The organism is Saccharothrix sp. ALI-22-I, from assembly GCF_001984175.1.
In the GTDB taxonomy this organism is placed as follows: Bacteria; Actinomycetota; Actinomycetes; order Mycobacteriales; family Pseudonocardiaceae; genus Actinosynnema.
Map to the genome: position 1 here is coordinate 133,312 of NZ_MTQP01000058.1, position 23,009 is coordinate 156,320.

Annotated in this window: 22 protein-coding genes; 6 read left to right on the forward strand and 16 right to left on the reverse strand. The window is 70.0% G+C overall.

Going from position 1 to position 23,009, the window contains the following annotated elements:
- Nucleotides 1-73 precede the first annotated feature (73 nt).
- Nucleotides 74-1,186 (reverse strand): fatty acid desaturase family protein, encoded by a 1,113-nt coding sequence (locus tag ALI22I_RS17745; protein ID WP_077006619.1) that lies wholly within the window; start codon nucleotides 1,184-1,186, stop codon nucleotides 74-76.
- Nucleotides 1,187-1,198: 12 nt separating this feature from the next.
- Nucleotides 1,199-2,254, reverse strand: a complete 1,056-nt coding sequence (locus ALI22I_RS17750; RefSeq protein ID WP_077006620.1) for a ferredoxin reductase — start codon at nucleotides 2,252-2,254, stop codon at nucleotides 1,199-1,201.
- Between the two features lie 83 nt (nucleotides 2,255-2,337).
- Here ALI22I_RS17750 and ALI22I_RS17755 point away from each other — a divergent pair, with 83 nt between their 5' ends.
- From ALI22I_RS17755 to ALI22I_RS17765, 3 genes are all read left to right on the forward strand, one after another.
- Entirely contained in the window at nucleotides 2,338-3,483 is a 1,146-nt protein-coding gene (locus ALI22I_RS17755) for a PucR family transcriptional regulator (RefSeq protein WP_077006621.1), read from the forward strand.
- Between the two features lie 148 nt (nucleotides 3,484-3,631).
- Entirely contained in the window at nucleotides 3,632-4,777 is a 1,146-nt protein-coding gene (locus tag ALI22I_RS17760; protein ID WP_077006622.1) for a glycosyltransferase, read from the forward strand.
- 291 nt (nucleotides 4,778-5,068) lie between these two features.
- Entirely contained in the window at nucleotides 5,069-5,575 is a 507-nt protein-coding gene (locus ALI22I_RS17765; RefSeq protein WP_083751802.1) for a universal stress protein, read from the forward strand.
- 56 nt (nucleotides 5,576-5,631) lie between these two features.
- Here ALI22I_RS17765 and ALI22I_RS17770 read toward each other — a convergent pair whose 3' ends face one another.
- From ALI22I_RS17770 to ALI22I_RS17815, 10 genes are read right to left on the reverse strand one after another with little or no spacing between them, the layout of a single operon-like run.
- Nucleotides 5,632-7,218: an FAD-dependent monooxygenase gene (locus tag ALI22I_RS17770; RefSeq protein WP_077006623.1), complete on the reverse strand. Its 1,587-nt coding sequence runs from the start codon at nucleotides 7,216-7,218 to the stop codon at nucleotides 5,632-5,634.
- A complete protein-coding gene (locus ALI22I_RS17775; protein WP_077006624.1) occupies nucleotides 7,211-7,540 on the reverse strand; it encodes a TcmI family type II polyketide cyclase in 330 nt (109 codons plus the stop codon). Before ALI22I_RS17775 ends, ALI22I_RS17770 begins: the two co-directional genes overlap by 8 nt.
- Nucleotides 7,525-7,983, reverse strand: a complete 459-nt coding sequence (locus tag ALI22I_RS17780; RefSeq protein WP_077006625.1) for an SRPBCC family protein — start codon at nucleotides 7,981-7,983, stop codon at nucleotides 7,525-7,527. The genes ALI22I_RS17775 and ALI22I_RS17780 overlap by 16 nt, the downstream gene beginning before the upstream one ends.
- A gap of 1 nt (nucleotide 7,984) precedes the next feature.
- Entirely contained in the window at nucleotides 7,985-8,227 is a 243-nt protein-coding gene (locus tag ALI22I_RS17785) for an acyl carrier protein (protein ID WP_077006626.1), read from the reverse strand.
- Between the two features lies 1 nt (nucleotide 8,228).
- On the reverse strand, nucleotides 8,229-9,467 hold the full coding sequence (locus ALI22I_RS17790; protein ID WP_077006627.1) for a beta-ketoacyl synthase N-terminal-like domain-containing protein: 1,239 nt from the start codon (nucleotides 9,465-9,467) through the stop codon (nucleotides 8,229-8,231).
- Complete coding sequence (locus ALI22I_RS17795) at nucleotides 9,464-10,720, reverse strand: beta-ketoacyl-[acyl-carrier-protein] synthase family protein (protein WP_077006628.1); 1,257 nt, start codon at nucleotides 10,718-10,720, stop codon at nucleotides 9,464-9,466. Before ALI22I_RS17795 ends, ALI22I_RS17790 begins: the two co-directional genes overlap by 4 nt.
- Nucleotides 10,717-11,106 (reverse strand): cupin domain-containing protein, encoded by a 390-nt coding sequence (locus tag ALI22I_RS17800; protein ID WP_077006629.1) that lies wholly within the window; start codon nucleotides 11,104-11,106, stop codon nucleotides 10,717-10,719. The genes ALI22I_RS17795 and ALI22I_RS17800 overlap by 4 nt, the downstream gene beginning before the upstream one ends.
- On the reverse strand, nucleotides 11,103-11,711 hold the full coding sequence (locus ALI22I_RS17805) for a SchA/CurD-like domain-containing protein (RefSeq protein WP_077006630.1): 609 nt from the start codon (nucleotides 11,709-11,711) through the stop codon (nucleotides 11,103-11,105). The genes ALI22I_RS17800 and ALI22I_RS17805 overlap by 4 nt, the downstream gene beginning before the upstream one ends.
- Complete coding sequence (locus ALI22I_RS17810) at nucleotides 11,708-12,079, reverse strand: antibiotic biosynthesis monooxygenase family protein (RefSeq protein ID WP_238598422.1); 372 nt, start codon at nucleotides 12,077-12,079, stop codon at nucleotides 11,708-11,710. The genes ALI22I_RS17805 and ALI22I_RS17810 overlap by 4 nt, the downstream gene beginning before the upstream one ends.
- Nucleotides 12,076-12,414 (reverse strand): hypothetical protein, encoded by a 339-nt coding sequence (locus ALI22I_RS17815; RefSeq protein WP_077006631.1) that lies wholly within the window; start codon nucleotides 12,412-12,414, stop codon nucleotides 12,076-12,078. Before ALI22I_RS17815 ends, ALI22I_RS17810 begins: the two co-directional genes overlap by 4 nt.
- A 590-nt stretch (nucleotides 12,415-13,004) precedes the next feature.
- Between ALI22I_RS17815 and ALI22I_RS47790 the strand changes: the two genes are divergently transcribed.
- Both ALI22I_RS47790 and ALI22I_RS17830 read left to right on the forward strand, forming a co-directional pair.
- Nucleotides 13,005-14,402: a family 43 glycosylhydrolase gene (locus tag ALI22I_RS47790; RefSeq protein ID WP_083751817.1), complete on the forward strand. Its 1,398-nt coding sequence runs from the start codon at nucleotides 13,005-13,007 to the stop codon at nucleotides 14,400-14,402.
- A gap of 17 nt (nucleotides 14,403-14,419) precedes the next feature.
- The gene (locus ALI22I_RS17830) at nucleotides 14,420-15,871 is read left to right on the forward strand and encodes a glycoside hydrolase family 43 protein (protein WP_077006632.1); all 1,452 of its coding nucleotides are present in this window, start codon (nucleotides 14,420-14,422) and stop codon (nucleotides 15,869-15,871) included.
- A gap of 171 nt (nucleotides 15,872-16,042) precedes the next feature.
- On the opposite strand, the gene ALI22I_RS17835 is transcribed toward ALI22I_RS17830, so the two are convergent.
- Genes ALI22I_RS17835 through ALI22I_RS17850 form a run of 4 tightly spaced genes read right to left on the reverse strand, consistent with a single transcriptional unit; the run spans nucleotide 16,043 to nucleotide 21,856 of the window.
- Nucleotides 16,043-18,760 carry a hypothetical protein gene (locus ALI22I_RS17835; protein WP_077006633.1) on the reverse strand — a complete coding sequence of 906 codons (2,718 nt, stop codon included), beginning with the start codon at nucleotides 18,758-18,760 and terminating at the stop codon, nucleotides 16,043-16,045.
- Nucleotides 18,757-19,647 (reverse strand): carbohydrate ABC transporter permease, encoded by an 891-nt coding sequence (locus ALI22I_RS17840; RefSeq protein WP_238598423.1) that lies wholly within the window; start codon nucleotides 19,645-19,647, stop codon nucleotides 18,757-18,759. Before ALI22I_RS17840 ends, ALI22I_RS17835 begins: the two co-directional genes overlap by 4 nt.
- A complete protein-coding gene (locus tag ALI22I_RS17845; RefSeq protein WP_077006634.1) occupies nucleotides 19,644-20,546 on the reverse strand; it encodes a carbohydrate ABC transporter permease in 903 nt (300 codons plus the stop codon). Before ALI22I_RS17845 ends, ALI22I_RS17840 begins: the two co-directional genes overlap by 4 nt.
- Nucleotides 20,543-21,856 (reverse strand): ABC transporter substrate-binding protein, encoded by a 1,314-nt coding sequence (locus tag ALI22I_RS17850; protein ID WP_077006635.1) that lies wholly within the window; start codon nucleotides 21,854-21,856, stop codon nucleotides 20,543-20,545. The genes ALI22I_RS17845 and ALI22I_RS17850 overlap by 4 nt, the downstream gene beginning before the upstream one ends.
- Before the next feature lie 207 nt (nucleotides 21,857-22,063).
- Here ALI22I_RS17850 and ALI22I_RS17855 point away from each other — a divergent pair, with 207 nt between their 5' ends.
- Complete coding sequence (locus ALI22I_RS17855) at nucleotides 22,064-22,828, forward strand: IclR family transcriptional regulator (protein WP_179118266.1); 765 nt, start codon at nucleotides 22,064-22,066, stop codon at nucleotides 22,826-22,828.
- Nucleotides 22,829-23,009 lie beyond the last annotated feature (181 nt).

The window sequence follows — 23,009 nt, forward strand, 5'->3', positions numbered from 1 at the left end:
CGAGTCGCGACCTCGTGCTTGCCGAAATTTGCCATCCGTTGGCTTCTCGGTCGGGAGAGGGTAGGACATTTGGTCACGCCGCGATGCGTTCCTTCGCAAGGTCAGGCGTCTTGACGCCCCTGTTCGGCAGCGACAGCCGGAAGACCTTGCGCCACGCCGAGAAGAGCTGCTTCGGCAGCGATCCCGTGACGTACTCCAGGCCGTAGCGCTCGAACAGCTCCTGCACCTTCGGCGCGATCTCGCCGTAGCGGTTGCTCGGCAGGTCCGGGAACAGGTGGTGCTCGATCTGGTGCGACAGGTTGCCGGTCATGATGTGCAGCAGCTTGCCGCCGCTGATGTTGGCCGAGCCGAGCATCTGCCGCAGGTACCACTGGCCGCGCGTCTCGCCGACGATCGAGCGGCGTTCGAAGGTCTGCACGCCCTCGGGGAAGTGGCCGCACATGATCACCGAGTGGCTCCACAGGTTGCGGACCAGGTTCGCGGTGAACGTCGCGGCGAGCGTCGTGAGGAACGACGGGCCGGACAACAGCGGGTGGATGACGTAGTCCTTCAGAACCTGCTTGCGGATCTTCTTGCCGACCTCGCGGACCCGCGCCCGGAACTCGGGGCTGTTGCGCCGGCGCTTGTGCAGGTTCCTGCCGAGTTCCAGGTCGTACGCGGCGATGCCGTATTCGAAGAAGCAGGCGTTGACGAAGTTCCACAGTGGCTGGCCCAGGTGGAACGGCTGCCACTTCTGGTCCTCGTCGACGCGCATGATGCCGTAACCGAGGTCGTTGTCCTTGCCGATCACGTTGGTGTAAGTGTGGTGCAGCTCGTTGTGGGAGTGCTTCCACTGCGCGGCGGGCGAGACGTGATCCCACTCCCAGGACGTGGAGTGGATCTTCGGGTCACGCATCCAGTCCCACTGTCCGTGCAGGACGTTGTGGCCGATCTCCATGTTCTCCAGGATCTTGGCCACGGACAGGCCCGCGGTGCCGATCAGCCAGGCAGGCGGGAAGAGGGAGAACAGCAACACACCCCGGCTGGTCATTTCGAGCTTGCGCTGCACTGAGATGACCTTGCGGATGTAGGCCGCGTCGCGTTCGCCGCGACTGGAGATCACCTCGTCGCGCAACGCGTCCAGCTCGCGGCCGAGCTGCTCGATCTGCTGGTCGGACAGGTGGGCGGTGGGGTCGATGGCGGTCATGCTGCTCGCTTCCTAGCGTTCGATCTCGCAGGCGCCCGCCGCGGCGGACACGCAGGTCTGGATGAGGACGCCGGGCTCGGCCGTGATGACCTCGCCCGTGCGCAGGTCACGGACGGCGCCCGCGCGCAGTGGCGTGACGCAGCCGAAGCAGATGCCCATGCGGCAGCCGGACGGCATCAGCACGCCCGCCTGTTCGCCGACGTCGAGCAGCGGCGTGGACCCGTCGGCCTCGACGGTCCTGTCGGTGGCGGTGAACGTGACCGCACCGCCCTCGCCTGTCACCAGCACGTTGGGGCGGAATCGCTCGGTGTGCAGGCGGTCGGCGATGCCGTGCCGCGCCCAGTGCTCCTCGGCGGCGTCGAGCATGCCCGCAGGGCCGCACGCCCAGGTCTCGCGCTCGGCCCAGTCGGGCACGTGCTCGTCGAGGCGGGCGATGTCGAGCATGCCGTCGGTGTCGGTGTGCAACTCGATCAACCGGAGCGCCTTGTCGGCGGCCAGGTCGTGCAGGTCGTTGCGGAAGATGACGTCGGCTTCGGTCGGCGCGGAGTGCAGCATGACCACGTCGGCGAGCTCGGCTTCGCGCACCATGCCCATCGCGGGCGTGATGCCGCTGCCGGCCGTCAGGTAGAGCACCTTCGCGGGCCTGATCGCGGGCAGCACGAAGTCGCCGTCGGCCTGGTGGAGCTGGATGACCGTGCCCGGCTTGGCCCGGCGGACCAGGTGGTTGCTGACCTTGCCGTCCGGCATCGCCTTCACGGTGATCGTGATGCGGCCGTCGGCCCGGTTCGTGGGCGAGGTGACGGAGTAGGCCCGCCACAGCCGCACGCCGTCGACGTCCACTCCGACCCGGACGTACTGCCCGGCGACGTGGCCCTTCCAGCCGCGGCCGGGCTTGATCACGACGGTGGCCGCGTCGCTGGTTTCGGGGTGGATCGCCTCGATGCGTCCACGCAGGGCGGCACCCGCGCGTAGCGGGTCGACCAGGTCCAGGTAGTCCGACGGCAGCAGCGGCGTCGTGACCATCTCCAGCAGCCTCAACGCCCTGGTGCGGAGGGCGACGCTTGTCATGTGTCCAGCATGATGTGGCTTCACACGTAAAGTCCTGACCGTACGACGTGAAATCTGCTCTCGAATTTGTACTGGGAGAACAAATGAGCCGTGCTGTCGAAGGTGCCGCCGAGCTCGGCCTCGACCACGCCACGATCATGACGCTGCGGGCGTTGCTGCCGGTCACGGCCAACGAGGTGGTCCAGGCGGTGATCGACGAGGTGCCCAGTTACGAGGGCGCGCTGTCGGGCCGGATGGGCGGCACGATCCGCCGCGCCGTGCGCACCGCGCTGGGCCACTTCCTGGACGTGGCGGACGGCGCGGACACCCAGGAGGTCGCCACCGAGGCCGCCTACGAGCTGGGCCGCGGCGAAGTGCGCGACAGCCGCCCGATGGATGCCTTGCTCAGCGCCTACCGGGTCGGTGCGCGAGTGGCGTGGCGAGGTCTCGCCGCCGGAGCCGTGTCGTCCGGTCTGCCCGCCGAAGGGCTCGCCAAGTTCGCCGAGCTGCTCTTCGCCTACATCGACGAGCTGTCCGCGGCCAGCGCCGCCGGGCACGCCGACGAACTGGCCATCCGAGGCCGGGCGCGGGAGCGCTACCTGGAGCGGCTCTGCCGTGACCTGATCGCGGGCGCGGGCGAGGACGTGTTGCTCGTGGGTGCCGAACGGGCGGGCTGGACGCCTCCCGGTTCTCTGACGGCCGTGTTGCTGCCGTCCGCACAAGCCCGCTCGGCGCATCGGCTGCTCGACCCCCGCACGTTGCTGCTGGAGGATCTGCAGGACTCGACGGCCGTGCTCCTGGTGCCGGACGCGGACCGCGGGCACGTGCTGCGACTGCTGGCGGACCGTTCCGCCGTAGTCGGCCCGGCCCGGCCGTGGACGCGGGTGGCGTCGTCGTTCGCCCGGGCCATGCGGGCCCGTGCGTTGTCCGCGGGCACCCTCGACACCGAGCAGTGCTTGGTCGACCTGGTGCTCAACGCCGACGCGGAGGCTTACGCCGATCTCCGTGCACGAGTGCTGGCGCCGTTGCGCGATCAGCGGCCGGCGACCGCGCGGCGGCTGGAGGAGACGCTGCGGGCGTGGCTGCTGCACCACGGGCGGCGGGATGAGGTGGCGGCGTCGCTGTTCGTGCACCCGCAGACCGTGCGGTACCGGATGGGTCAACTGCGGGACCTGTTCGGCGATCTCACCTCGCCAGAGCGGGTCCTCGAACTCACGCTGGCACTGGCCAGGCACACGGTGATCCCGTGATCGTCCGCGGCGGCTCGGACAGTTGGTGCGCTTGGACATCCCGTACCGCACCCGTCTCGCCCGCCAACCCGAAGTGACGTCAGTCCCGCCCGCAGGAACCGAGCGAAATTCACCTTCCGTGGAAAAAGAACTCGCTACGTTCTTCCCGGTGCGAATCCTCTTCTCAAGCCTGGGCTCATACGGACACACCTACCCCCTCCTGCCGCTCGTGATCGCCGCCCGCGAGGTGGGCCACGACGTCACGTTCGTGACCACGGCCCCGTTCGCGCGCGCCGTGACCACGTACGGCATCGACCACGTCGCCGGCGGCATGGACATGCTCGCGGCGTTCGAACTGGCCAACGCGGGGCCCGCGGCCCGGAAGGCGCCCGATTTCCGGCCTGAGCGGGTCTCGAAGGTGTTCGGCTCGATCCTGCCGCGCAGCTACGCCGCGGACCTGGCGCCCATCATCGTCGACCGCAAGCCCGACCTGGTCGTGCACGAGCTTGCCAACCCCGGCGCGGGGCTGGCCGCGAAGGTCGCGGGCGTGCCTGCGGTATGCCACTCGTTCGGCCGGATGTGGCGGCCCACAGGACCTCCCGAGGCCTTGCGCGGAAACCTGGCCGAGGTCGCCGCGGATCTCGGCGTCGACCTGCCCGACGGCGACCTCATGCCGCTCGGCAACCCCTACCTCGACATCTGCCCGCCGTCGGTGCAGGACCCGGAGTTCCCGGTCTCGCCGACCGACATCATCCCGCTGCGGCCGGTGCCGTTCTCCGAGCCCGGTGAGCTGCCGTCGTGGGTGCGCGAACACCGAGAGCCGTTGGTATACCTCACGTTGGGCACGGCGTTCGGTGACGCGGGTGTGCTGCGCACCGCCATCGCGGGGTTGGCCACGCTGGATGCGAAGGTACTCGTGTCCAGCGGTCCGAGCGTCGCGGTGGGCGCGCTGGGCGACGTGCCGGACAACGTGGTCGTGCGGCCGTGGTTGCCGCAGGCCGACCTCCTGCCGCACGTGGACCTCGTGGTGCACCACGGCGGCGCCGGCGCCATGATGGGCGCGTTCGCCACGGGCGTGCCGCACCTGGTCCTACCGCAGGGTGCCGACCAGTTCAGCAACGCCGAGGTGGTGACCGCGGCCGGGCTCGGCGACCAAGTGCTCGCCGCGGAGATCACCGCCGAGGTGATCGCGACCAAGGCGCGCCGCCTGCTGACCGACGAGGCCGTGCTCGGCGCGGCCAGGGCGATGGCCGAGGAGGTGGCCGCCATGCCGTCACCGCATGACGTGGCCCGCGCGCTTCCCGAGTACGCCTGAACCCGTTCGCCGCCTGACCGCGCTTCCAGGCCTCCCGGGTCGCGGTCAGGCGGGCACGGTGAACGCCACCGGTTGCCCCTCGCCCGTTGGATCACGGACGATTCAGCTGCGCCGGTCGGCGATCAGTCGAGGTGATCTTCCGCATCCGTCCGGCCATCCGCTTGGACCGAATTGTCCCACAATTTCAATTGAAGTCAGGGTGTATTAAAGGTCGAGTAAATCGGCCTTTGCCTTGACCCGTGGAAATGGCGTAAAAAAGGCGTAAAAGCTGCCGATGGCCTCTCGACAGGAATGGGTGGCTGTTCGACGATCTTCACATGCCAGGAAAGGCCGGACCCGGCGCATAGCCGCTCCGGGACAGCGTGCGGAGGGAGACGCGCAGTGGAGGCCAACCAGATCGTCGTCGGTATGGACAACTCACGGGCAAGTGCCGCAGCACTGGAGTGGGCCATGTGCCAAGTGCGAGACGGGGGGACTGTGGTGGCGGTGTCGGTGTGCGGTATGAGGACTCCGTACGGCAGCGCGGATGTCTTCCACAGCACCCGCCTGCGCGTCATGCGCGACGCCATCGCGCGGATCAGTCCGCGTGAGGGTGTACGTGTGGAGCAGTCCGTGCTCGACGGCGAACCAGGTCCGGCTCTGGTGAAACTGGCGGAACAGGCCGACAGCCTGGTGTTGGGTCTCCACGGGTACCGCCGGGGTGGGGAGACGGTCGTCGGATCCGTGATCGTGCACTGCCTGAAGCATGCGTCCTGCCCGGTCGTGGTGGTGTCGAGCGACGGCACACCGGTGACCTGACCACAGTCGACGGCGTGCGTCCGCGTGCCCGTGCCGGCGGGTCTCGCAGGTCGTGATCAGCGGAACAGCACGCGGTCGACGGCCTCGGCGAGGGCGTCGGTGTCGGCGGTTCTGGTGCGCCAGGCGATGAAACCGTCCGGCCGGATCAGCACGGCGCCGTCGTCGGTGATCCCGTAGCGGCGGGCGAACGTGCCTGTGGTGTCGCGCAACGACCGACCGATCCGGCAGTGGTCGATGCGGACGCCGGACCGGTCGGCGACCTCGGCTGTGGCCCGGTCCCAGCCTGCGGAGCCGGTCAGGAGCACGAATCCCCGCCCCATCATGTCGACGGGTGACGTGAGGATGCCGTTGTGCTCCAACGGAACGTGAGGCGCACGGGTTCCCGGCGCGCCGGACGGGTGATCCGGGTCCTCGACCAGGTGCGGCGTGACGTCTTCGGGCACGAAGGCGCCTGCGGGGTAGGTGTAGCCGAACATCGTCATCCGTTGGCGCACGGCGCTTTCGCGGGCATCGCCGGGGCCGCCGTTGACCAAGCCGTACCGCTCCACGGTCAACCGGGTCGTGTGCTGGGCGACGGGCAGGCGTTCGGCCTCGTAGCTGGCGGGCAGTCCGGGCCCGGCCAGACCCCGGTGGTGCAGGGCGATCTTCCACGCCAGGTTGAACGCGTCCTGCACACCCGTCGCCACGCCGAACGTGCCGACAGGCGGCATCGCGTGGGCGGCGTCGCCCGCCACCAGGACGCGGTCGGCGCACATCCGGTGGGTGACGTGGCCGGTGATCTCCCACGGCGTGTCGGACACCCGGTCGATGACGATCGGCAGGTCGTCCATCCCGATGGCCGCCCGGACCAGTCGGACGCATCGGGTCTCGGTGAAGGCCGCCGCGTCCTCACCGGGTTCGAGGGAGATGGCGAACCGCCAGCGCTTCACGCCGTCGATCGACGTGAGAAAGCCGTGCACGGCGGGGTTGCGCAGGGTCAACGCGACGATCTTCCGCTCCCGCAACGGTTCATGCAGGTCGGCGTCGAAGTAGACGTTCACCTTGCGCGCGAGTGTCCCCGAACCGTCCTGCCCGATGCCGAGCATGCGACGGACCGGGCTGTGCGCTCCATCGGCCGCGACGAGGTAATCGGCGCGCACCGGTTGTTCGTGCCCGGTGCGGTGGGAGCGCAGCAGCGCGACGACGCCGTCCGGTCCGTCGTCCACCGCCACGACCTCGGTGTCGTAACGCACATCCACCCCGGCCGAGACGGCGCGGTCGCGCAGCAGCGGTTCGAGCTGGTTCTGGTCGATGGCCGCCCACCCGCACGGGCTGAGCGCGCCGGTGTCGGCGACCAGGCGGTTGGGCAGCCGCACGAGTTCCGGGCCGACCAGGGTCTCGGCGTGCGCGACCACGCCGTGGTCGGCGATCGGCGACCGCACCTCCCGGATGGCGTCCTCCAAGTCCACGGCGCGGTAGAGCTCCATGGTGCGCGGGTTGAGCGCGCGTGCCCTGGGGTCGGACAACGGCTCGCGGTGGCGTTCCACCAGCAGCGTCGGCACGCCGTACCAGGCGAGGAACACCGCGGCGGACAGGCCGGTCACGCCACCGCCGGCGATCAGCACCGGGATGTGCGGCCCACCGGTTGGAATGTGTTCAGCCATGACGTTCCCACCGGTAGAACTCGTGTGCCATCGCGTCCTTCGGTTCACGCCACACCTCAGGGTCGTAGGGGGTCACGAACGGGCGCAGGTCCTCGCTGATCCGGCTGAACCGCGGGTTGTGGCGGTGTTCGGCCACCGCCTCGTCGAGTGGCCGGTCGCCCTCGACCAGGTGCAGGTACAGGTCGCCGAACTGGAACAGGCTGCGCGACCGCACCCCGATCGCGGTGACCAGGTCCGGGTGGCGGTCCGAGTCCGCGAACACCGCCGCGATCTCCGCGGCGGCGTCCGGGACCATCCGGGCGACGATCAGGGTGCGGTGCACGCGAACTCCTCGACCTTCTGCTTGATCAGTGACATCTGGACGCGGCTGTTGTCGTTGATGCGCCGGGTCATGGCGGCGTCGTCCACGGGTGCGTCCGGCTTCATCGCGAAGTCCTGCACCCAGCGCATCCGCACACCCCCGTCGACCTGCTCATAGGTCCACCGGATGTCCATCCGCTCGAACGGGCCCGTGGTGACCCGCCGCGCGGTGACCGTCCTGGTGGTGGGGTCGGCGACGCGCTCGGACACCCAGGACCACACGTTGCCGTCCGCGTCCGGGTGCATGGTGAGCTTGAAGACGACGCGGTTCCCGTCGCGTTCCAGCACCTGCGCCGACGCGTACTCGCTGAACAGGTCCGGCCAGCTCTCGACGTCGTTGGTGCGCTCCCACACCAGGTCCATCGGCGCCGCGATGACGATCTCGTTGTCGGTGTGCCCGGTCATCTCACGCCCTCCCGGACACGAGGTTGAGCAGCTCCAGCGGCGACTGGTCCGGCTGCATGTCGACGTCGCGGGACATGCCGTGGTTGCGTTGCAGCTCCGCCAGGACCCCCATCAGGCCGAGGGAGTCCACGCCGAGGTCGTCGAAGGTGCGGTCCGAGTCGGTGACCTGCTCACCGGTCACGGTGACGCCGGTGCAGCGGCTGATCAGCGCCGCCAGGTCGTTGGGGGAAAGGTGTGCGTCCACGTCAGTTGCCTCCTTGGATCGGTTCCGGGCGCCGGAGGACCAGCGCCGAGTTCCCGCCGTGCTGACCGCGGGACAGGACCAGGGCGGTGCGGATGTCGGCCGCGCGGGCGGCTCCGGTGACGAGGTCGAGGTCGAGGTCGAACCGGCAGTCGCGGACGCCCGGTGTCGGCGGCACGGTGCCGTGCTCGATGGCCAGGACCGCGGTGGCGACGTCGAGCACGGCCGCGCCGGAGTAGCAGCGCCCGTACCCGGCCTTCGGCGCGGTCGCCGGCACCCGGTCAGCCCGGTCGCCGAACAGCCGGCGCACGGCCTCGGCTTCGGCGGCGTCGGCGCGTCGGTCGGCCAACGCGTCGAGGAAGACCACGTCCACGTCGGCGGCGTCGACGCCGGCCTCGGCCAACGCGCCCTCGGCCGCGCGCAGCAGCCCTTCCGCCGACCGGTCGAAGCGCTGCGTGCCCGTGTAGGTGGCGCAGTGGCCCGCGACAACGGCCCGTACGTCGACACCGCGCGCGCGTGCGGCCTCCTCGTCCTCGACCACGAGCATCGCGCCGCCCTCGGCCGGTGTGAAACCGTTGGCACGGTAGCTGAACGGCAGGTACGCGGTGGTCGGGTCCTCGCCTGTGCTCAGCAGGCCGAGCCCGAGCTGGCAGCACATCGAGTACGGGCAGAACGGGGCTTCCGCGCCGCCCACGAGCATCGCCTTGGCGCCCCGGCGCAGCTCACCGGCTGCGGCCGCGATGGCGTCGAGACCGCCCGCCTCGTCCGCCACGAGAACGCCCGACGGCCCGCGCAGGCCGTTGCCGATGGAGATCTGGCCGGTGCAGGCGGCGTAGAACCACGCGATCGACTGGTAGGGGCCGACGTGCTCGGGCCCGTCCTTCCACAGCCGCTCGATCTCCCGTTGGCCGAACTCCACGCCGCCCGAGTAGCTCGCCGTCACCACGCCGAACTCGAACGGCGGCACGGTCCTCGGGTCGAGTTCGGCGTCACGCAGCGCCATGCCCGCCGCGGCGAGCGCGAAGTGGGTGAACCGGTCGGTCTGCACGGTGATCCGCGGGTCGATCCACCCCTCGGGCTCGAACTCGCTCACCTCACCGGTGACGACCACCGGATAGGGGTTGGGCTCGAACCGGCTCACCGGCCCCAGGGCCACGTGCCCGTCCCGCACGGCGGGCCAGAAATCACCGACCCCGATACCGCTCGGAGCGATCACACCGAGGCCGGTGACGACGGGGCTCATGACCGCCTCGCACGGGTCAGCACCACCGCGGACTGGAACCCGCCGAAGCCGCTGCCGACCGACAGCACCGCGCGCAGGTCCCGTTCCCTGGCGGTGTGCGGCACGTAGTCCAGGTCGCACTCCGGGTCGGGCGTGTCCAGGTTGGCGGTCGGCGGAACGACGCCCTCCGTGAGCGCCAGCACGCAGGCCGCCAGTTCGATGGAGCCGATGGCGCCGAGCGAGTGGCCGATCATCGACTTGATCGAGCTGACCGGCACCTCGTACGCCCGCGCACCGAGCACCCGCCGGAACGCGGCGGTCTCGTGCCGGTCGTTCTGCCGGGTGCCGGACCCGTGCGCGTTGACGTAGTCCACGTCGTCGGGTCCCAGCCGGGCCTGGTCCATGGCCCGCCGCACCGCCTCGGCCATCTCGACGCCCTCCGCGGTCAGGCCGGTCATGTGGTGGGCGTTGCTGCGGGTGGCGAAGCCCGCCACCTCGGCCAGCACCACCGCGCCCCGGCGGCGGGCGTGCTCCCACTCCTCCAGCACCAGCACCGCGGCGCCCTCGCCGAGCACGAACCCGTCCCGGTCGAGGTCGAACGGGCGGGCGGCGTGCGCGGGATCGTCGTTGCGCGCGGACGTGGCGCGGATGGCGTCGAAGCAGGCCACCGCGATCGGCGAGATCGGGGACTCGGCCGCGCCCGCGACCACCACGTCCGCCCGGTCCTCCTCGATGAGGCGCGCGGCGTGGCCCACCGCGTCCAGTCCGGCCGTGCAGCCGGTGGACACCGTGCGCACGGGCCCGCGTGCGCCGACCCGGTCGGCGACCTCGGCGGCCAACGCGGCCGGTGACAGGGCGCGGTGCAGGAACGGCGACGCCAACCGCGCGTCGACCAGCCAGTCGGCGCCGGCGTTCGAGGTGACCGCGTAGTCCCGCTCCAGGAGCGTCGTGGCGCCGACCGCCGAACCCGTGCACACGCCCAACCGCCACGGGTCCGCGAGGTCCATCTCGGCCTGCTGCCACGCCTCGTCCGCGGCGACGGCGGCGAACTGGACGTACCGGTCCATGCGGGCGACCTCGGCCGCGGTGAGCCCCGCCTCCGCCGGATCGAAATCGCACTCGGCGGCGATCCTCGACCGGAACCCCGCCGCGTCGAACAGGCTGATCGGCCGGGTGGCGGTGCGTCCCGCGGTCAGCAGCTCCCAGAACGCCTTCGTCCCGTTGCCGCCCGGGGCCACCACCCCCAGGCCGGTCACGGCCACCCGGCGCGTCATGGCGTCCGCTCCGTGTCGACGTGCCCCAGTTCGGGCCGGGGCGCGAGCGGGCACAGCTGGAACACCACGCGGGCGGGCCCGGAGCCGGTGTTGCGCACTCGGTGGCGGACCCCGATCGGGACCAGGAGCGCCTGGTCCGCGCGCACCTCGTGCGGTACGTCGTCGAGGTCCACCACGACCTCGCCCTCGACGACGTACAGGAACTCCTCGGAGTACGGGTGGTAGTGCTCGTTCACCCGCTCGCCGGGCTCCAGCAGCACCACGCCGAGGAATCCGCCGGTCGCGCCGACGGTCGTCGGGCTCAGCAGGACCCGGATGTCCCCGCCGCGCGCCAGGTTGGGTGCGGCGTCGTCCGGGCTCACCACCCGGTGCAGTTGGCTCGTCATGCCATCGCCCCCACTACACGATCGGTCACCAACGTCATCGGGCGCGCGAGCCGGACGTGCGGGGCGAGCAGGCCCGCCTGCGGCACGGCCGGCGGCACGCCGGACGACTCCACCAGGTGCACCACCAAGTCGCGGCGCCGGAACACCGTTGTGCCACAACCGGGAGCCGCACCCTCGGCGGCGAGCAGGCGGGCCACCTCGCCGCCCTGTCGCGGCAACGCCTGGTAGAGCGCGGCGGTGCGGGGCAGGTGACCGGAGTGCCCGTTCCGGGAGGCCACGACCCGCATCACCGAGGTGGCCAGGAAACGCCGGCGACTCGCGTCGTCGGACAGGTCGCGGTCCTCGACGAGGTGCGGGCGCAGCTGCTCCTCCACCGCCCGGATCTGCGGCTGCCCGGCCAGGTGCCGGATCGCCTCCGCGGGTGGGCAGGTGATGTCCACGACCCGCACGACGACCGGCCCGGCCATGAAGACCGACGTCCGGTCCAGCAGAGGGCGCGCGGCCTCCGGCCGACCCGCGGGCGGCGCGGAGTAATCGGACAGGATCTCGGCCACCGCGGACTCTGATCCCGGCCGCACCCTGAACGTCAACGCATAGCGGTTCACGACTTCGCCTCCAACCAGTCCTCGTTCGACATCGACACCGGCTCCGCCGCTGTGGCGAGGCGGACGTGGTAACGCAGCGACTCCCGGGCCGTCACGCACGCCATCAGAGGCGCCGCGAGTGCGCGGTGGCCGGCGCTCGCCTCCCACTCGTGGAAGTGCGCCGGGCTCGACCACTCGCTGGTGATCACCCAGTCGGCGGGGTCGTCCTCCGACTGGCACAGCTGATCACCGAGGTAACCATCCACTTGCGACACTTGGTGTCGGATACCCAGGTAAGCGGCCATAAACCGCTCTTCCGCGCCGTCCGCGACACGGAGTCGGAAGATCACCCGCAGGCGGCCTGCGCACCACGTGGCCACCGACGTCATGACGATGTCTCCTCCGGGTACGAGGCGATCCGGCACGCATGCTTCGCGACGTCGGCGGACACACCCTCGCCGTCCAGGATCCGGCGACACTCCCGGACATCCGCCCGCTTGCCCGTCTTGGCGATCTTGCACGCCCGGAGCACCGCGTCGGTCGCCTCGTGGCCGTTCTCCGTCACGTGGTCGATGCAGATCCCGGGATCGGCGTGGGCCGGGGCTGCGGCGAGCGACGAGAGCGCGGAGGCGGCGAACGCCGTGCAGGCGACCACGATCGCACGGACCGCCTTCGGGCCGCGTTTCGTTGTGTGGGACTTCTCTGTGCGGCACACGACCGACATCGGGTCATCCCTCCCATGTTCGCCCCCACGTGCTGCCGGACCGTCCGGCACGTCCGCGTCGGGGCATCGGAGCACCGGATGCCCGCTCAGGTGACCGGCTAGCCGGTGAGCCCTGTCAAGTCCTTCGGTCGGGCGTTACACCACCCGACCGGGTCACATGAGGTCACGGGTTTTAGGCCGATCACCGGACCCCGTCACACCACAGTGGAGTGTCCGAGCTGCCGAGGCGTTCGCACGCCACCTGTGCGCGCACAGCACGACGCCCCGACCGCCCTGAGCCCGGCGACCGGGCCGTTGTAGTTCGACACTTGATGTTAACGCGAACAACACGCATAATCTTGCGGACCCGCAGCGGCGCGAGGAGTCCACGGCATGACGTTATCGCTGATCGCTATAGAGCGGATCTTTGCGCTGAGTGGGTTAAACGCAGTGCAGGTGCGCGCCGTGGGAGCCCGTCACAGCCCGTGATGTTAGCGCTCACTTGTTAGATCTGAGCTGAGTTGTCCGCAGTCGCCCAGCGCGACCGGCAGCCCGCCGTGACGCACCGGCACACGTCGCATCGCCCCGACCACCGCAGATCGGAGCACTTCATGAAACGACGAGCACGCGCTCTCGTGGTGTCGTCCCTCGTCTTCGCCTCGACGCTCTCCCTGCCCGTCATCCCGGCGTCCGCGGACACGTTGCCCACCGGGGCGCGGTCGTTGGAGGCGGTGAACTACCCGGGTCGGTTCGTCCGGCACGCCGACTACCTGGGCGGGCTCGCCGCCGTGACCTCCGGCAGTTCGGCGCAGATCAAGTCGGACGCCACGTTCACCGTCGTGTCCGGGCTGGCGTCGCCGTCGTGCTACTCGTTCCAGGCGGCCAACGGGATGTTCCTGCGGCACCGGGACTACCGCGTGCGCCTGGAGGCCAACACGGGCGCGGCGACGTTCCGCGGGGACGCGACGTTCTGCGCGGTCGCCGGTTCGGTGACGGGCTCGGTGTCGCTGGTGTCGTTCAACCTCCCGGACCGGCGGCTGCGGCACCGCAACTTCGAGCTGTGGGTGGACGCCTTCCAGGACACCGCGGCGTTCCGCGCCGACAGCTCGTTCCGGTTGACCGCCCCGTGGACCCCGAAGACCACCAAGGGGCCGGTCATCCCCGGCCTGTTCGCCGACCCGCACATCGCGAATTTCAACGGCCGGTACTACCTGTACCCCACGACGGACGGCTACGCGAGCTGGTCCGCACCCCACTACAAGGCGTTCTCCTCCACCGACCTGGTCAACTGGACCGACCACGGCGTGATCCTGGACCACGGGCCGGACGTGTCCTGGGCGGACAACTCGGCGTGGGCGCCGGCGGTGGTTGCCAAGAACGGGCGCTACTACCTGTACTTCAGCGGCGGCGCGGCATCCGGCGACACGGCCAAGCACCTCGGCGTCGCCGTGTCCGACTCGCCCACCGGGCCGTTCCGCGACGCCCTGGGCAGGCCGTTGATCCGGGCGGGCGCGTACCCGGGACAGGCCATCGACCCGATGGTGTTCACCGACGACAACGGGCAGTCCTACCTGTACTGGGGCAACGGGTCCGCGCACGTCGTGCCGCTGAACGCCGACATGGTCTCGTTCGACCCGGCGGCGGTGCGCACGATCACCACGACGGGCTACCGCGAGGCGTCGTTCGTGATCAAGCGCAACGGCACCTACTACTTCATGTGGTCCGAGAACGACACCCGCGACGAGAACTACCAGGTCGCCTACGCGACCGGCCCGTCACCGCTCGGACCGTGGACCAAACGCGGCGTGATCCTCCAGAAGCGGCTGGAGCTGGGCATCAAGGGCACCGGCCACCACTCGGTGGTCCAGGCGCCCGGCACCGACACCTGGCACATCGCCTACCACCGGTTCGCCGTGCCAGGTGGCAACGGCACCAACCGCGAGGTCACCGTCGACCGCATGACGTTCAACGCCGACGGCACCATCGCCCCGGTCGTCCCCACCCTCTGATCCGAGGAGAAGAAACCGTGCAACGAACACTGTCGCGGATCGGCGCGATGCTGGGTGCGATGGTCCTGCTGATCAGCGCCCAGGTCCTGTTCGCAGTGGACCGGGCGTCCGCAGCGGACCCGTTCACCGGCTACCTGATGGCTCACTTCACCGGGGAGAGCACGACCGGCGAGCAGATCTACCTCGCCCACAGCCGCGACGGCCTGCACTGGAACGACCTGAACAACGGCGCTCCCGTCCTGCTGTCCACCGTGGGCACCCGCGGGGTGCGCGACCCGGCGATCGTCCGCTCGCCCAACAGCGACAAGTTCTGGATCATCGCCACCGACCTGCGCATCGCGAACGGCACGTCGTGGAGCGACGCGGCCAACCGGGGCAGCACCCAGCTCGTCGTCTGGGAGTCCACGGACCTGGTGAACTGGTCCGCGCCGCGCCTGCTGAACGTGGCCGGCGCGATCTCCGGCGCGGGTGACGCGTGGGCTCCGGAGGCGATCTTCGACCCCGCGACCGGTGACTACGTCATCTACTGGGCGACGAACGCGACCCTCAACGGCGTCAAGAAGCACCGCATCTACTACTCGCGGACCACGGACTTCCGCACGGTCACCGCGCCGACCCTCTACATCGACCGGGGCGCGGGCCAGGGCATCATCGACACCCAGATCGTGGAGTCGCCCACCAGCGTCGGCGGTTTCCGCTACTACCGCGCGTCCGCCGACGGGCAGATCACCATCGAGGGCAGCAACTCGATCCTCGGCTCGTGGACGCGGATCGGCGACCTGTCCCACATGGGCATCTCCAACGGGGCGACCGGCGGCAACGTGGTCGAGGGCCCGATGTGGATGCCGTTCAACGGCCGCAACGAATGGGGCCTGTGGCTGGACCAGTACGCCACCGGCCGCGGCTACATGCCGCTGACGTCGACCAACCTCGGCAGCACGAGCAACTTCCGCACGGTGTCGGACTACGCGCTCGGCGGCACCCGCAAGCGCCACGGCGGGATCATGAGCCTGACCGCCGCCGAGGAGAGCCGCGTGCTGGCCAAGTGGGGCGTGACCAGGCCGGTCAACCGCCTGCAGTCGTTCAACTTCCAGGACCGCTACGTGCGCCACGCCAACTTCGACGTGCGCATCGACCCGAACGTCAGCCCGCTCCAGGACTCCCAGTTCCGGATCATGCCCGGCCTGGCCGACTCCTCGGCGGTGTCGTTCGAGTCGGTCAACTACCCCGGCTACTACCTGCGGCACGTCAACAACGACTTCGTGCTCGCGTCCTACGACGGCACCACGCAGTTCCAGGCCGACGCCACGTTCCGCCAAGTCGCCGGGTTGGCGTCCTCGACGTGGAGTTCCTTCCAGTCCTACAACTTCCCCGACCGCTACATCCGCCACTACGCCTACCAGCTCAAGCTCGACCCGATCACCACCGCGACCGCGCGCAACGACGCCACGTTCCGCCTGACCAGCTGACCAAGCCGGACAGTGGGAAGGGGTGGACGCCCAAGCGTCCACCCCTTTTCCGCACCCGCAAAGAATCACTCGGTCGCGAGGGTCCTGGATGTCGTACGGGCGACTGCGCTGTTCGGCGGCTGTGTGCACGGTCCGGTCAGTGCCAACATGGACGTGGGTCGAACACGTCCGTTAGCCGATGTGGTCGGCTCCCTCCGCCGTCTGCTCGGGCACGCGGCTCGTCGGTTCGACGCGGCGGCCGTTGCGGAGATCGAGTACGAGCCGGTGACCCCGCCAGGCGGCGTCGAACCGCTCGGCGCTGAAGGGGACGCGGGCCGCCGGGTTGTCCAGGTGCGGCGGGTCGGCCGGCTCGCCGTCGTGGGCACCGTCGACGGTGAACGCGCCGGGCCACGCCAGTGCGAGCACCCGTCCGTCGCGGGCCCGCCACGACACCGAGTCGGGCGCGAACTCCGGATCGGCCAGCGAGGCCAGGAAGTGGTCGAACGAGCCGTCGGTCGCGGCTCGCCCCACCGTGGCGACGTAGGCCAGGCCGTCGCCGACCGGCAGCCAGGACTGGCCGGCCTCGTCGCCCGTTCGCCGCGGGCGGAACCCGCCGGCCGTGGCGACCGCGACGAACCCGTTGCCGACGCACCCCGCCAGCCACGGCCCGCGGGTCGCCCACCTGTCCATGTGGGGCGTGGGGAACCACAGGTGGGTCGAGCCGAACCAGTCGTGCTCGGGTATGCGGTGCAGGGCGAGCACGGTGTCCCGGTGCTGGTGGACCCGTGGCAGCACGCGATGCCCGGCCCAGGCGTTGGGCCGGGCGGACGACGAGGTGCTGTCGGCGGCCGGGTGGGTGGCGAAGACCTGCACCTCGGGAGCGAGGGTGGCGCCCCAGACGTGTTCCTGGAGGCCGGGCAGTCCTGAGCGGTAGTCCTGAACGCTGGAGAGCATCGCGTCCGGCGTCCGCCAGACCCGCAGATCCGACCCGTAAGGCCGCTCCAGCAGGTCGTGGTGGAGGCGGTAGCCGCCGCGGTACACCTGCCGGCCGTCCCACTCGTCGGGTGGTTCGGTCGCGACCGCCCGGACGAGGTCGGGCATGCGGTAGTGCGTGGCGGTCGCCAACGCCGTGGCGGGCAGCACCGCGGAGTTCAGGGCTCCCGTGCCCCACAGCGCCCACATGATCGGCGCGGTCTCCTCGAATCGGGACGAGCGCAGGGTGGGCACGTAGGAACGTCCGTGGGCCGCACCGTGCACGCCCCGCCACGAGTTGGCGGCCAGGGTGAACAACACCTTGTCCAGCAACGCCTCGGCGAGCCGCCGCATCCGGTCGTCGCGGGCGAACTCGATCCAGGAGACGAGGGCGAGCGAATCGATGGCGAGGTAGGCGTTGGAGTCGAACTCGCTGAACCCGCCGGCGAGCTTGCGCCGCATCCACTCCTCGGCCTGCCGGCGTCCGTGCTCGGCGTGCCGCTCACCGGTCCACCCGGTGTTGGTGAAGCGATCGTCCGGGAACAGTTCGCCGACGAGCGTCTCCGCCGTGTGCCACACGAACTGGTGGTTCTCGGTGAAGTAGCACATCGCGTCGAGGCCGGGCTGGTCGATCCAGTACTTGAAGCCGAGCAGCGACCGGCGCACCCGGTCGCGCTGGGCCGGCGACCACGCGTCGTCGCCGAGCCGCCGCCACAGGTGGACGAGGCCGACGGCCTCGAAGTCGGCGCAATCCGACCGCGAGTCGATCATCCCGACCGGCGGAGCGAGGTCGTCGTCGTGCAGTTTCGTCCCAGTGGCGATGGCGTGCCGGGCGAGCGCGCGGGCCACTCCCGCAACGCCGCCGGCGACGTGGCGCAACAGCTCCTCGCGCCACACCGCCTGCTCGGAGCCGTCCGGCGTCTCGCGGTGGACGGCGGGCACGCGTGCGGCGCGGAGCTGTCGGACGACGGGGGCCGCCGGGTCGTCGGCCCGCAAGGTCAGCACGGTCTCGCCGGTGGCGAGCATGGAAGCCGTCGTGTCCGTCGCGTCGGCCGGTTTCCCGCCCGGCGCGCCGGGTAGCTCCAGCCGGGCGCTGCCTCCGGCCAGCACCACCTCGCGGGGAACGTCGCCGTTCACACCCACGAGGTAGCGGGCGCCGGCCGGTCCGGTGAGTGTGACGGCGTTGTCGGTGGTTGCCCACGGGGTGAGCCCGACGGCGTCGAGCAGGTGCTCCGCCGCGGCGGAGCGGTGCTCGTCCGCACCGGGGGAGGGGATCACCACCCGGACCGGCAGCCCTTCCACGCGCAGGCTCGCCACGTGCCGGCATTCCCGGAAGGCGACCTGCCACGTGACGAGGTGGACGGCGGTCAGGCCGGAGCGGAGCCGGACGCGGGTTCGTGTCCGGTGGGGCTCCATGTAGGTGAAGTCGTCGGCCGACGCGACGAGTTCGCCGTTGACCAGCAGGGCAACGGGTCCGGTGCAGCCGACCTCCAAGGTGCGGTACTCGGCTTGGTCCACTTCGAACACCGTGGCCGCGATCGCGTGCCGGTACTCCGGGGTGAAGCAGAACTCGCTCCAGTCGAGGAGCCCGTCGGCGCCGGTGTGCCGCCGCTGCCAGGCGGCCCGCCGTGACTCGCCGCCCACGGTCGGCCGCCACGAGAACGCGGAGTCTTCCAGGACTTCGGGCAGCGGCTGGTCGAGCGCGAGTGGGTGGCGCTCGTAGAGCCGCCGTTTGAGGGGCGCGACATCGGGTCCGTTCGTCAGCACCCACCGGCCGTGTTCGCCCCACGGGCCGCCATCGGCGTCGAGCACTTCGTGCAGATCCCGGCAGGGCGTCGACCAGGCGGGCACGGTCAGCCAGTCGCGGACGTGGCCCCGCCGGTCGAGCGCGTGGACCGACCGGTCGGTCGTGGCGGTCGGCGGCACGTGGTTGCTCACTTGACGGCTCCCTTGACCAGGCCGGAGATGATGTGCCGCTGGAGGATCAAGAAGACGATGACGACGGGGATGATCGACATGACGGAGACCGCGAGGATCTGGCTGAACGGGATGGCCTGCTGGCCGGCGAACCGCGCGATCGCCACCGGCAGCGTCTGGACCGACTCGTCCTGGGCGACGATCAGCGGCCACAGGAAGTCGTTCCAGCGCCAGATGACCGAGAAGATCGCGAGGACCGCCAGGGCCGGTCGACACAACGGCAGCACGACCTGCCAGAAGATCCTGAACTCGCCGGCGCCGTCGATCCGCGCCGCCTCGATGGTCTCGTCGGGCAGCGTCAGCATGTATTGGCGCAGCAGGAAAACGCCCGTGGGGGTGGCTGCCGGCGGGATGATCAGGCCGAGCAGCGAATTGGTCATGCCGAGCGACGACACGACCTGGTAGATGGGCAGCAGGATCACCTGCAACGGGATCATGATCGCGGACAGGGTGATCAGGAAGAGCAGGTCGCGCCCGCGGAAGTTGTACTTGGCCAGGGCGTAGGCGGCCATGGAGTTGATCAGCAGCGTGAGCAGCGTCGCCGCGACCGTTACGGTCACGCTGTTGAGCAGGTAGCGCGGGAAGTCGAACGCGGCCAGGCCCGTGGTGTAGTTGTCGAACGTGAAGTCGTGCGGGTACAGGGTCGGCGGTTGCGCGGCCAGTTCGGCCTGGCTCTTGAACGACGACAGCCCGGCCCAGACGAGCGGGGCGACCACGATGATCGCGCCGACGATCAACACGGTGGTGCGTGCGATCGCGCCGACGGACGGGGTCTTGCCGCTCGTCGACGCCCACCTCTTGGCCGGTGGCGCGACCGCCCGCGGTGGTTCTTCCAGTCGCGCCGTCACATCGCCTCCGTCCGTCGACCGACCAGGTAGTTGAGGAACGTGACGGCGAAGATCACCAGGAACAGGATCACCGCGGCGGCGCTCGCCAGGCCGTAGGCGATGGGCGGGGTGAAGCCGTTCTCGTAGATGTACTGGATGATCAGCGTCGTCGCGCCGACCGGGCCGCCGCCGGTCAGCGTGAAGATGAAGTCGAACGCCTGGAACCCCGCGATGGTGGCCAGCGTGACGACCACCATCGTCGTGGGGCGCAGCAGCGGCAGGGTGATCAGCCGGATCTTCTGCCACGCGCCCGCTCCGTCGATCGTGGCGGCCTCGTCGATCGACGTGTCGATCGACTGCAGACCGGACAGCATGATCATCGTGTAGAAGCCGACGTGGACCCACACCCCGACCAGGATCACGGAGACCAGCGCCAGTGTCGGGTCGATCAGCCAGGCGGGTTGGCCGAAGCCGAGCGCGGACACGACCGAGTTCACCAGGCCGGTCTGGCGCTGGAGCGCGGCGTTCCAGATCAGGCCGACCACGACCGGCGACACGACGACGGGGAGGAAGTAGGCCGCGCTCAGCGCGCCTCGGCCACGTTTCTGGCCGTTCAGCAGCAGTGCGAGGACCGTGGCCAGCACGGTGCTCGCGACGACGAACCCGACGACGAACACGATCGTCTGCCGGGCGACGGCCCAGAACTCGTCACTGCCGAGGATGCGGTTGTAGTTGTCGGTTCCGACGGCGCGGAAGGTGCGGCCGTTGCCGCTGTCGTAGAAACTGATGTTGAACCCGTTGACGGCCGGCCAGAGGGTGAAGAGGCCGAAGATCACCATGTTCGGCAGCACGAACAGGTAGGGCACCAGCTTGCGCCGGGTGATCCGACTCCGCTTCGGCGTGGCCGTGGGACCGGTCATTTCGACGCCTTCACGATCTCGTCGATCTCTTTTTCGAGGTTGGCCACGCAGTCGGCCACGCTCTCCTGGCCGGCGACGACCTTGCCGAACTCCTTGATCAACGCGAGGGCCGCGCCGGTGAAGGCCGGGCTGGAGATCGCCTCGAAGCCGACCGTCGGCGTCGCGTCGATCTGGGAGATGAACGTGTTCATGTCGTCGTTGTGCGTGGGGTACTGGACGCCGGAGGCCACGAGGTCTTTGCGGGTCGGCAGCCAGTACGCCGCCTGGTCGATCTGCCGCTGGTTGTCGGTGCGGTTCATCCACTGCACGAACGCCGCGCCGAGCGTGGGTTCCTTGCTGCGGGAGAAGGCCACCATCATCTTCGAGCCGGGGAATCCACCGCACTCGACCGCGCACGGGTTGGGCACGGCGGCCCACTTGAACGGCGCCGACTTGGCGAACGCCCCGACCTGCCACGGGCCGGACAGGTAGACCGGGGCCTGCCCCGCGAGGAACGCGTCGTTGCCGCCCTTGTAGTTGGTGCCGGCGCCGAGCCAGAAGTCCTTGGAGATCTTGTTCTGCTGCAACAGGTCGTTGACCATGCCCAGGGCCTGCTCGGCCTTCGCCGGGTCCAGCCCTTCCTGCCCGTCGGCGCCGATGAGCGTCGTGCCGTACTGGCTGAGCACCGTGCTCAGCCGGTTGCCCGACACGTCGATGGAGATCGACGACGGCATGTTGTTGGCCGCCGCGACCTTGCCGGCCGCCTCGACGAACTCGGGCCAGGTCCACTTCGTCGTCGCGGTCGGCACCGGCACACCGGCCTTGGCGAAGGCGTCGACGTTCACGAACGGTCCGTTGATCGTCTGGTCGCTCGGCACCGCGTACATGTGCCCGGCATCGTCCTTCGTGGTCGACACCGCGCCGTCGGTGAACTCGTCGGGATAGGACTTGCCGAAGTAGTCGGTGAAGTCGAGCAGCTCCCCGGCGTACGGGTGCCAGTCCTGCACCCGCGCGACCTCCGGCACGGTGTCCCCGGTGATCCGTGCCTGCAACGACCTCTGCAGCTCGGCGTAGGGAACCACCTGCAACTCGACAGTGGCGCCGGTCTCCTGCTCGAACCGCCCGATGGCGGCCTTGGTGGCGTCGAGATCGGGCCCGTCGGTGAAGTACAGGTAGGTCATGCGCTTGCCCTTGAAGCTGCCGAAGTCGACAGCGACCGGTCCGGACGGGGAATCCGACTGTTCCGGTGTCCCGGGCGCGCAACCGGCCGCCGAGGCCAGCGCCAGTACCCCTACGACCGCCGATGCGAGTGACCGTGACCTGATCCGCATTCGAACCGCTCCTCGTTGACGCGGTGATTGCCTCACCCTTGCCGCTGTCCTGGTGCTACGGCAGACTCACTCACATCCTTCGGGAAGGAAAGCCCTTTCCGTCAGGCGGGAAGACCTCGGGGAGCCGATGACCGACATCCGTCCACCGGCCGGCCGTGTCCTACGTGCACGGGCACGTCCTGGTGGTGGACGGGGTTGGATGGCGCGTTGAGCACCGCACCGAAGCCGAACGCCGTGACCAAAGTGGTCCTCGTTCTCGAAGCGTTGTCGAGCGGCTACCGGATCAGCGAGATCAGTCGCAAGACGGAACTGCCCACCTCGACCGTCCACCGCATTCTGCAGGAACTCGCGGGGCTGGGCTGGGTCCGCGTCGATGCGGAGCACCGGTACCTGCCCGGCGTCCGCCTGATGTCACTCGCCGGCCAGGCGGCTACGGGCAGCGGCATCACCCAGATCGTCCGGCCCGTCCTGCAACGCTTGTGTTCGAGCACCGGACACACTGTCCACTTCGCGCTGCGATCCGGCGAAGAGGCGGTTTACGTCGACAAACTCCAGGGCGATCGGGCCTACGCCATGCGGTCGCGTGTGGGTCTTTCCATCCCGTTGCACAGCACGGCCATCGGCAAGGCGATCCTGGCCGGCCTCCCCGAGGACGAGGTGCGCGACATCCTGACCCGCACGCCGCTGAAGGCGATGACGTCGCACACCATCACCGACCCGGACAGGTTGATCGCGCACCTCACCTTGATAGCCGACCGCGGCTATGCCGTGGACGACAAGGAGAACGAGGAGCACACGCGCTGCATCGGCGCGGCGATCCTCGACCACAACGCGGTGCCGGTGGGTGGCATCAGCGTCTCGGCCCTGGCTTTCGACGTCGACCGCACAAAGGTGCGCACCTACGCCCCGCTCGTCGTGGCCGCCGCTCGTGAAGCCTCTCAGGCCCTTGGCCTGCCGGTCACCTGCCGCTGACCGGCAAACCGGGCCGCCAGTGGGACATCCGGGCCGCCCAGCTCGATCGGTGGACCCTCGCACCGGATCGTGCGCCAACCGGTGTCCGTGCAGACCTGGAAGCCGTCGTGCCGGTATGACAACGCCCGGGCTCCCGACGTGGGAACCCGGGCGGGCTGTCAGCCGGTCACCGTGATGATCC

Excerpts from the sequence above, each read along its gene's own strand:
- ALI22I_RS17780 (WP_077006625.1), bottom strand. The coding sequence starts at position 7,983 with ATGACCGGGCACACCGACAACGAGATCGTCATCGCGGCGCCGATGGAC.
- ALI22I_RS17800 (WP_077006629.1), bottom strand. The coding sequence starts at position 11,106 with ATGACGAGCCAACTGCACCGGGTGGTGAGCCCGGACGACGCCGCACCC.
- ALI22I_RS17815 (WP_077006631.1), bottom strand. The coding sequence starts at position 12,414 with ATGTCGGTCGTGTGCCGCACAGAGAAGTCCCACACAACGAAACGCGGC.
- ALI22I_RS17790 (WP_077006627.1), bottom strand. The coding sequence starts at position 9,467 with ATGAGCCCCGTCGTCACCGGCCTCGGTGTGATCGCTCCGAGCGGTATC.
- ALI22I_RS17850 (WP_077006635.1), bottom strand. The coding sequence starts at position 21,856 with ATGCGGATCAGGTCACGGTCACTCGCATCGGCGGTCGTAGGGGTACTG.
- ALI22I_RS17765 (WP_083751802.1), top strand. The coding sequence starts at position 5,069 with ATGGGTGGCTGTTCGACGATCTTCACATGCCAGGAAAGGCCGGACCCG.
- ALI22I_RS17745 (WP_077006619.1), bottom strand. The coding sequence starts at position 1,186 with ATGACCGCCATCGACCCCACCGCCCACCTGTCCGACCAGCAGATCGAG.
- ALI22I_RS17755 (WP_077006621.1), top strand. The coding sequence starts at position 2,338 with ATGAGCCGTGCTGTCGAAGGTGCCGCCGAGCTCGGCCTCGACCACGCC.
- ALI22I_RS17810 (WP_238598422.1), bottom strand. The coding sequence starts at position 12,079 with ATGACGTCGGTGGCCACGTGGTGCGCAGGCCGCCTGCGGGTGATCTTC.
- ALI22I_RS17845 (WP_077006634.1), bottom strand. The coding sequence starts at position 20,546 with ATGACCGGTCCCACGGCCACGCCGAAGCGGAGTCGGATCACCCGGCGC.
- ALI22I_RS47790 (WP_083751817.1), top strand. The coding sequence starts at position 13,005 with ATGAAACGACGAGCACGCGCTCTCGTGGTGTCGTCCCTCGTCTTCGCC.
- ALI22I_RS17750 (WP_077006620.1), bottom strand. The coding sequence starts at position 2,254 with ATGACAAGCGTCGCCCTCCGCACCAGGGCGTTGAGGCTGCTGGAGATG.
- ALI22I_RS17770 (WP_077006623.1), bottom strand. The coding sequence starts at position 7,218 with ATGGCTGAACACATTCCAACCGGTGGGCCGCACATCCCGGTGCTGATC.
- ALI22I_RS17795 (WP_077006628.1), bottom strand. The coding sequence starts at position 10,720 with ATGACGCGCCGGGTGGCCGTGACCGGCCTGGGGGTGGTGGCCCCGGGC.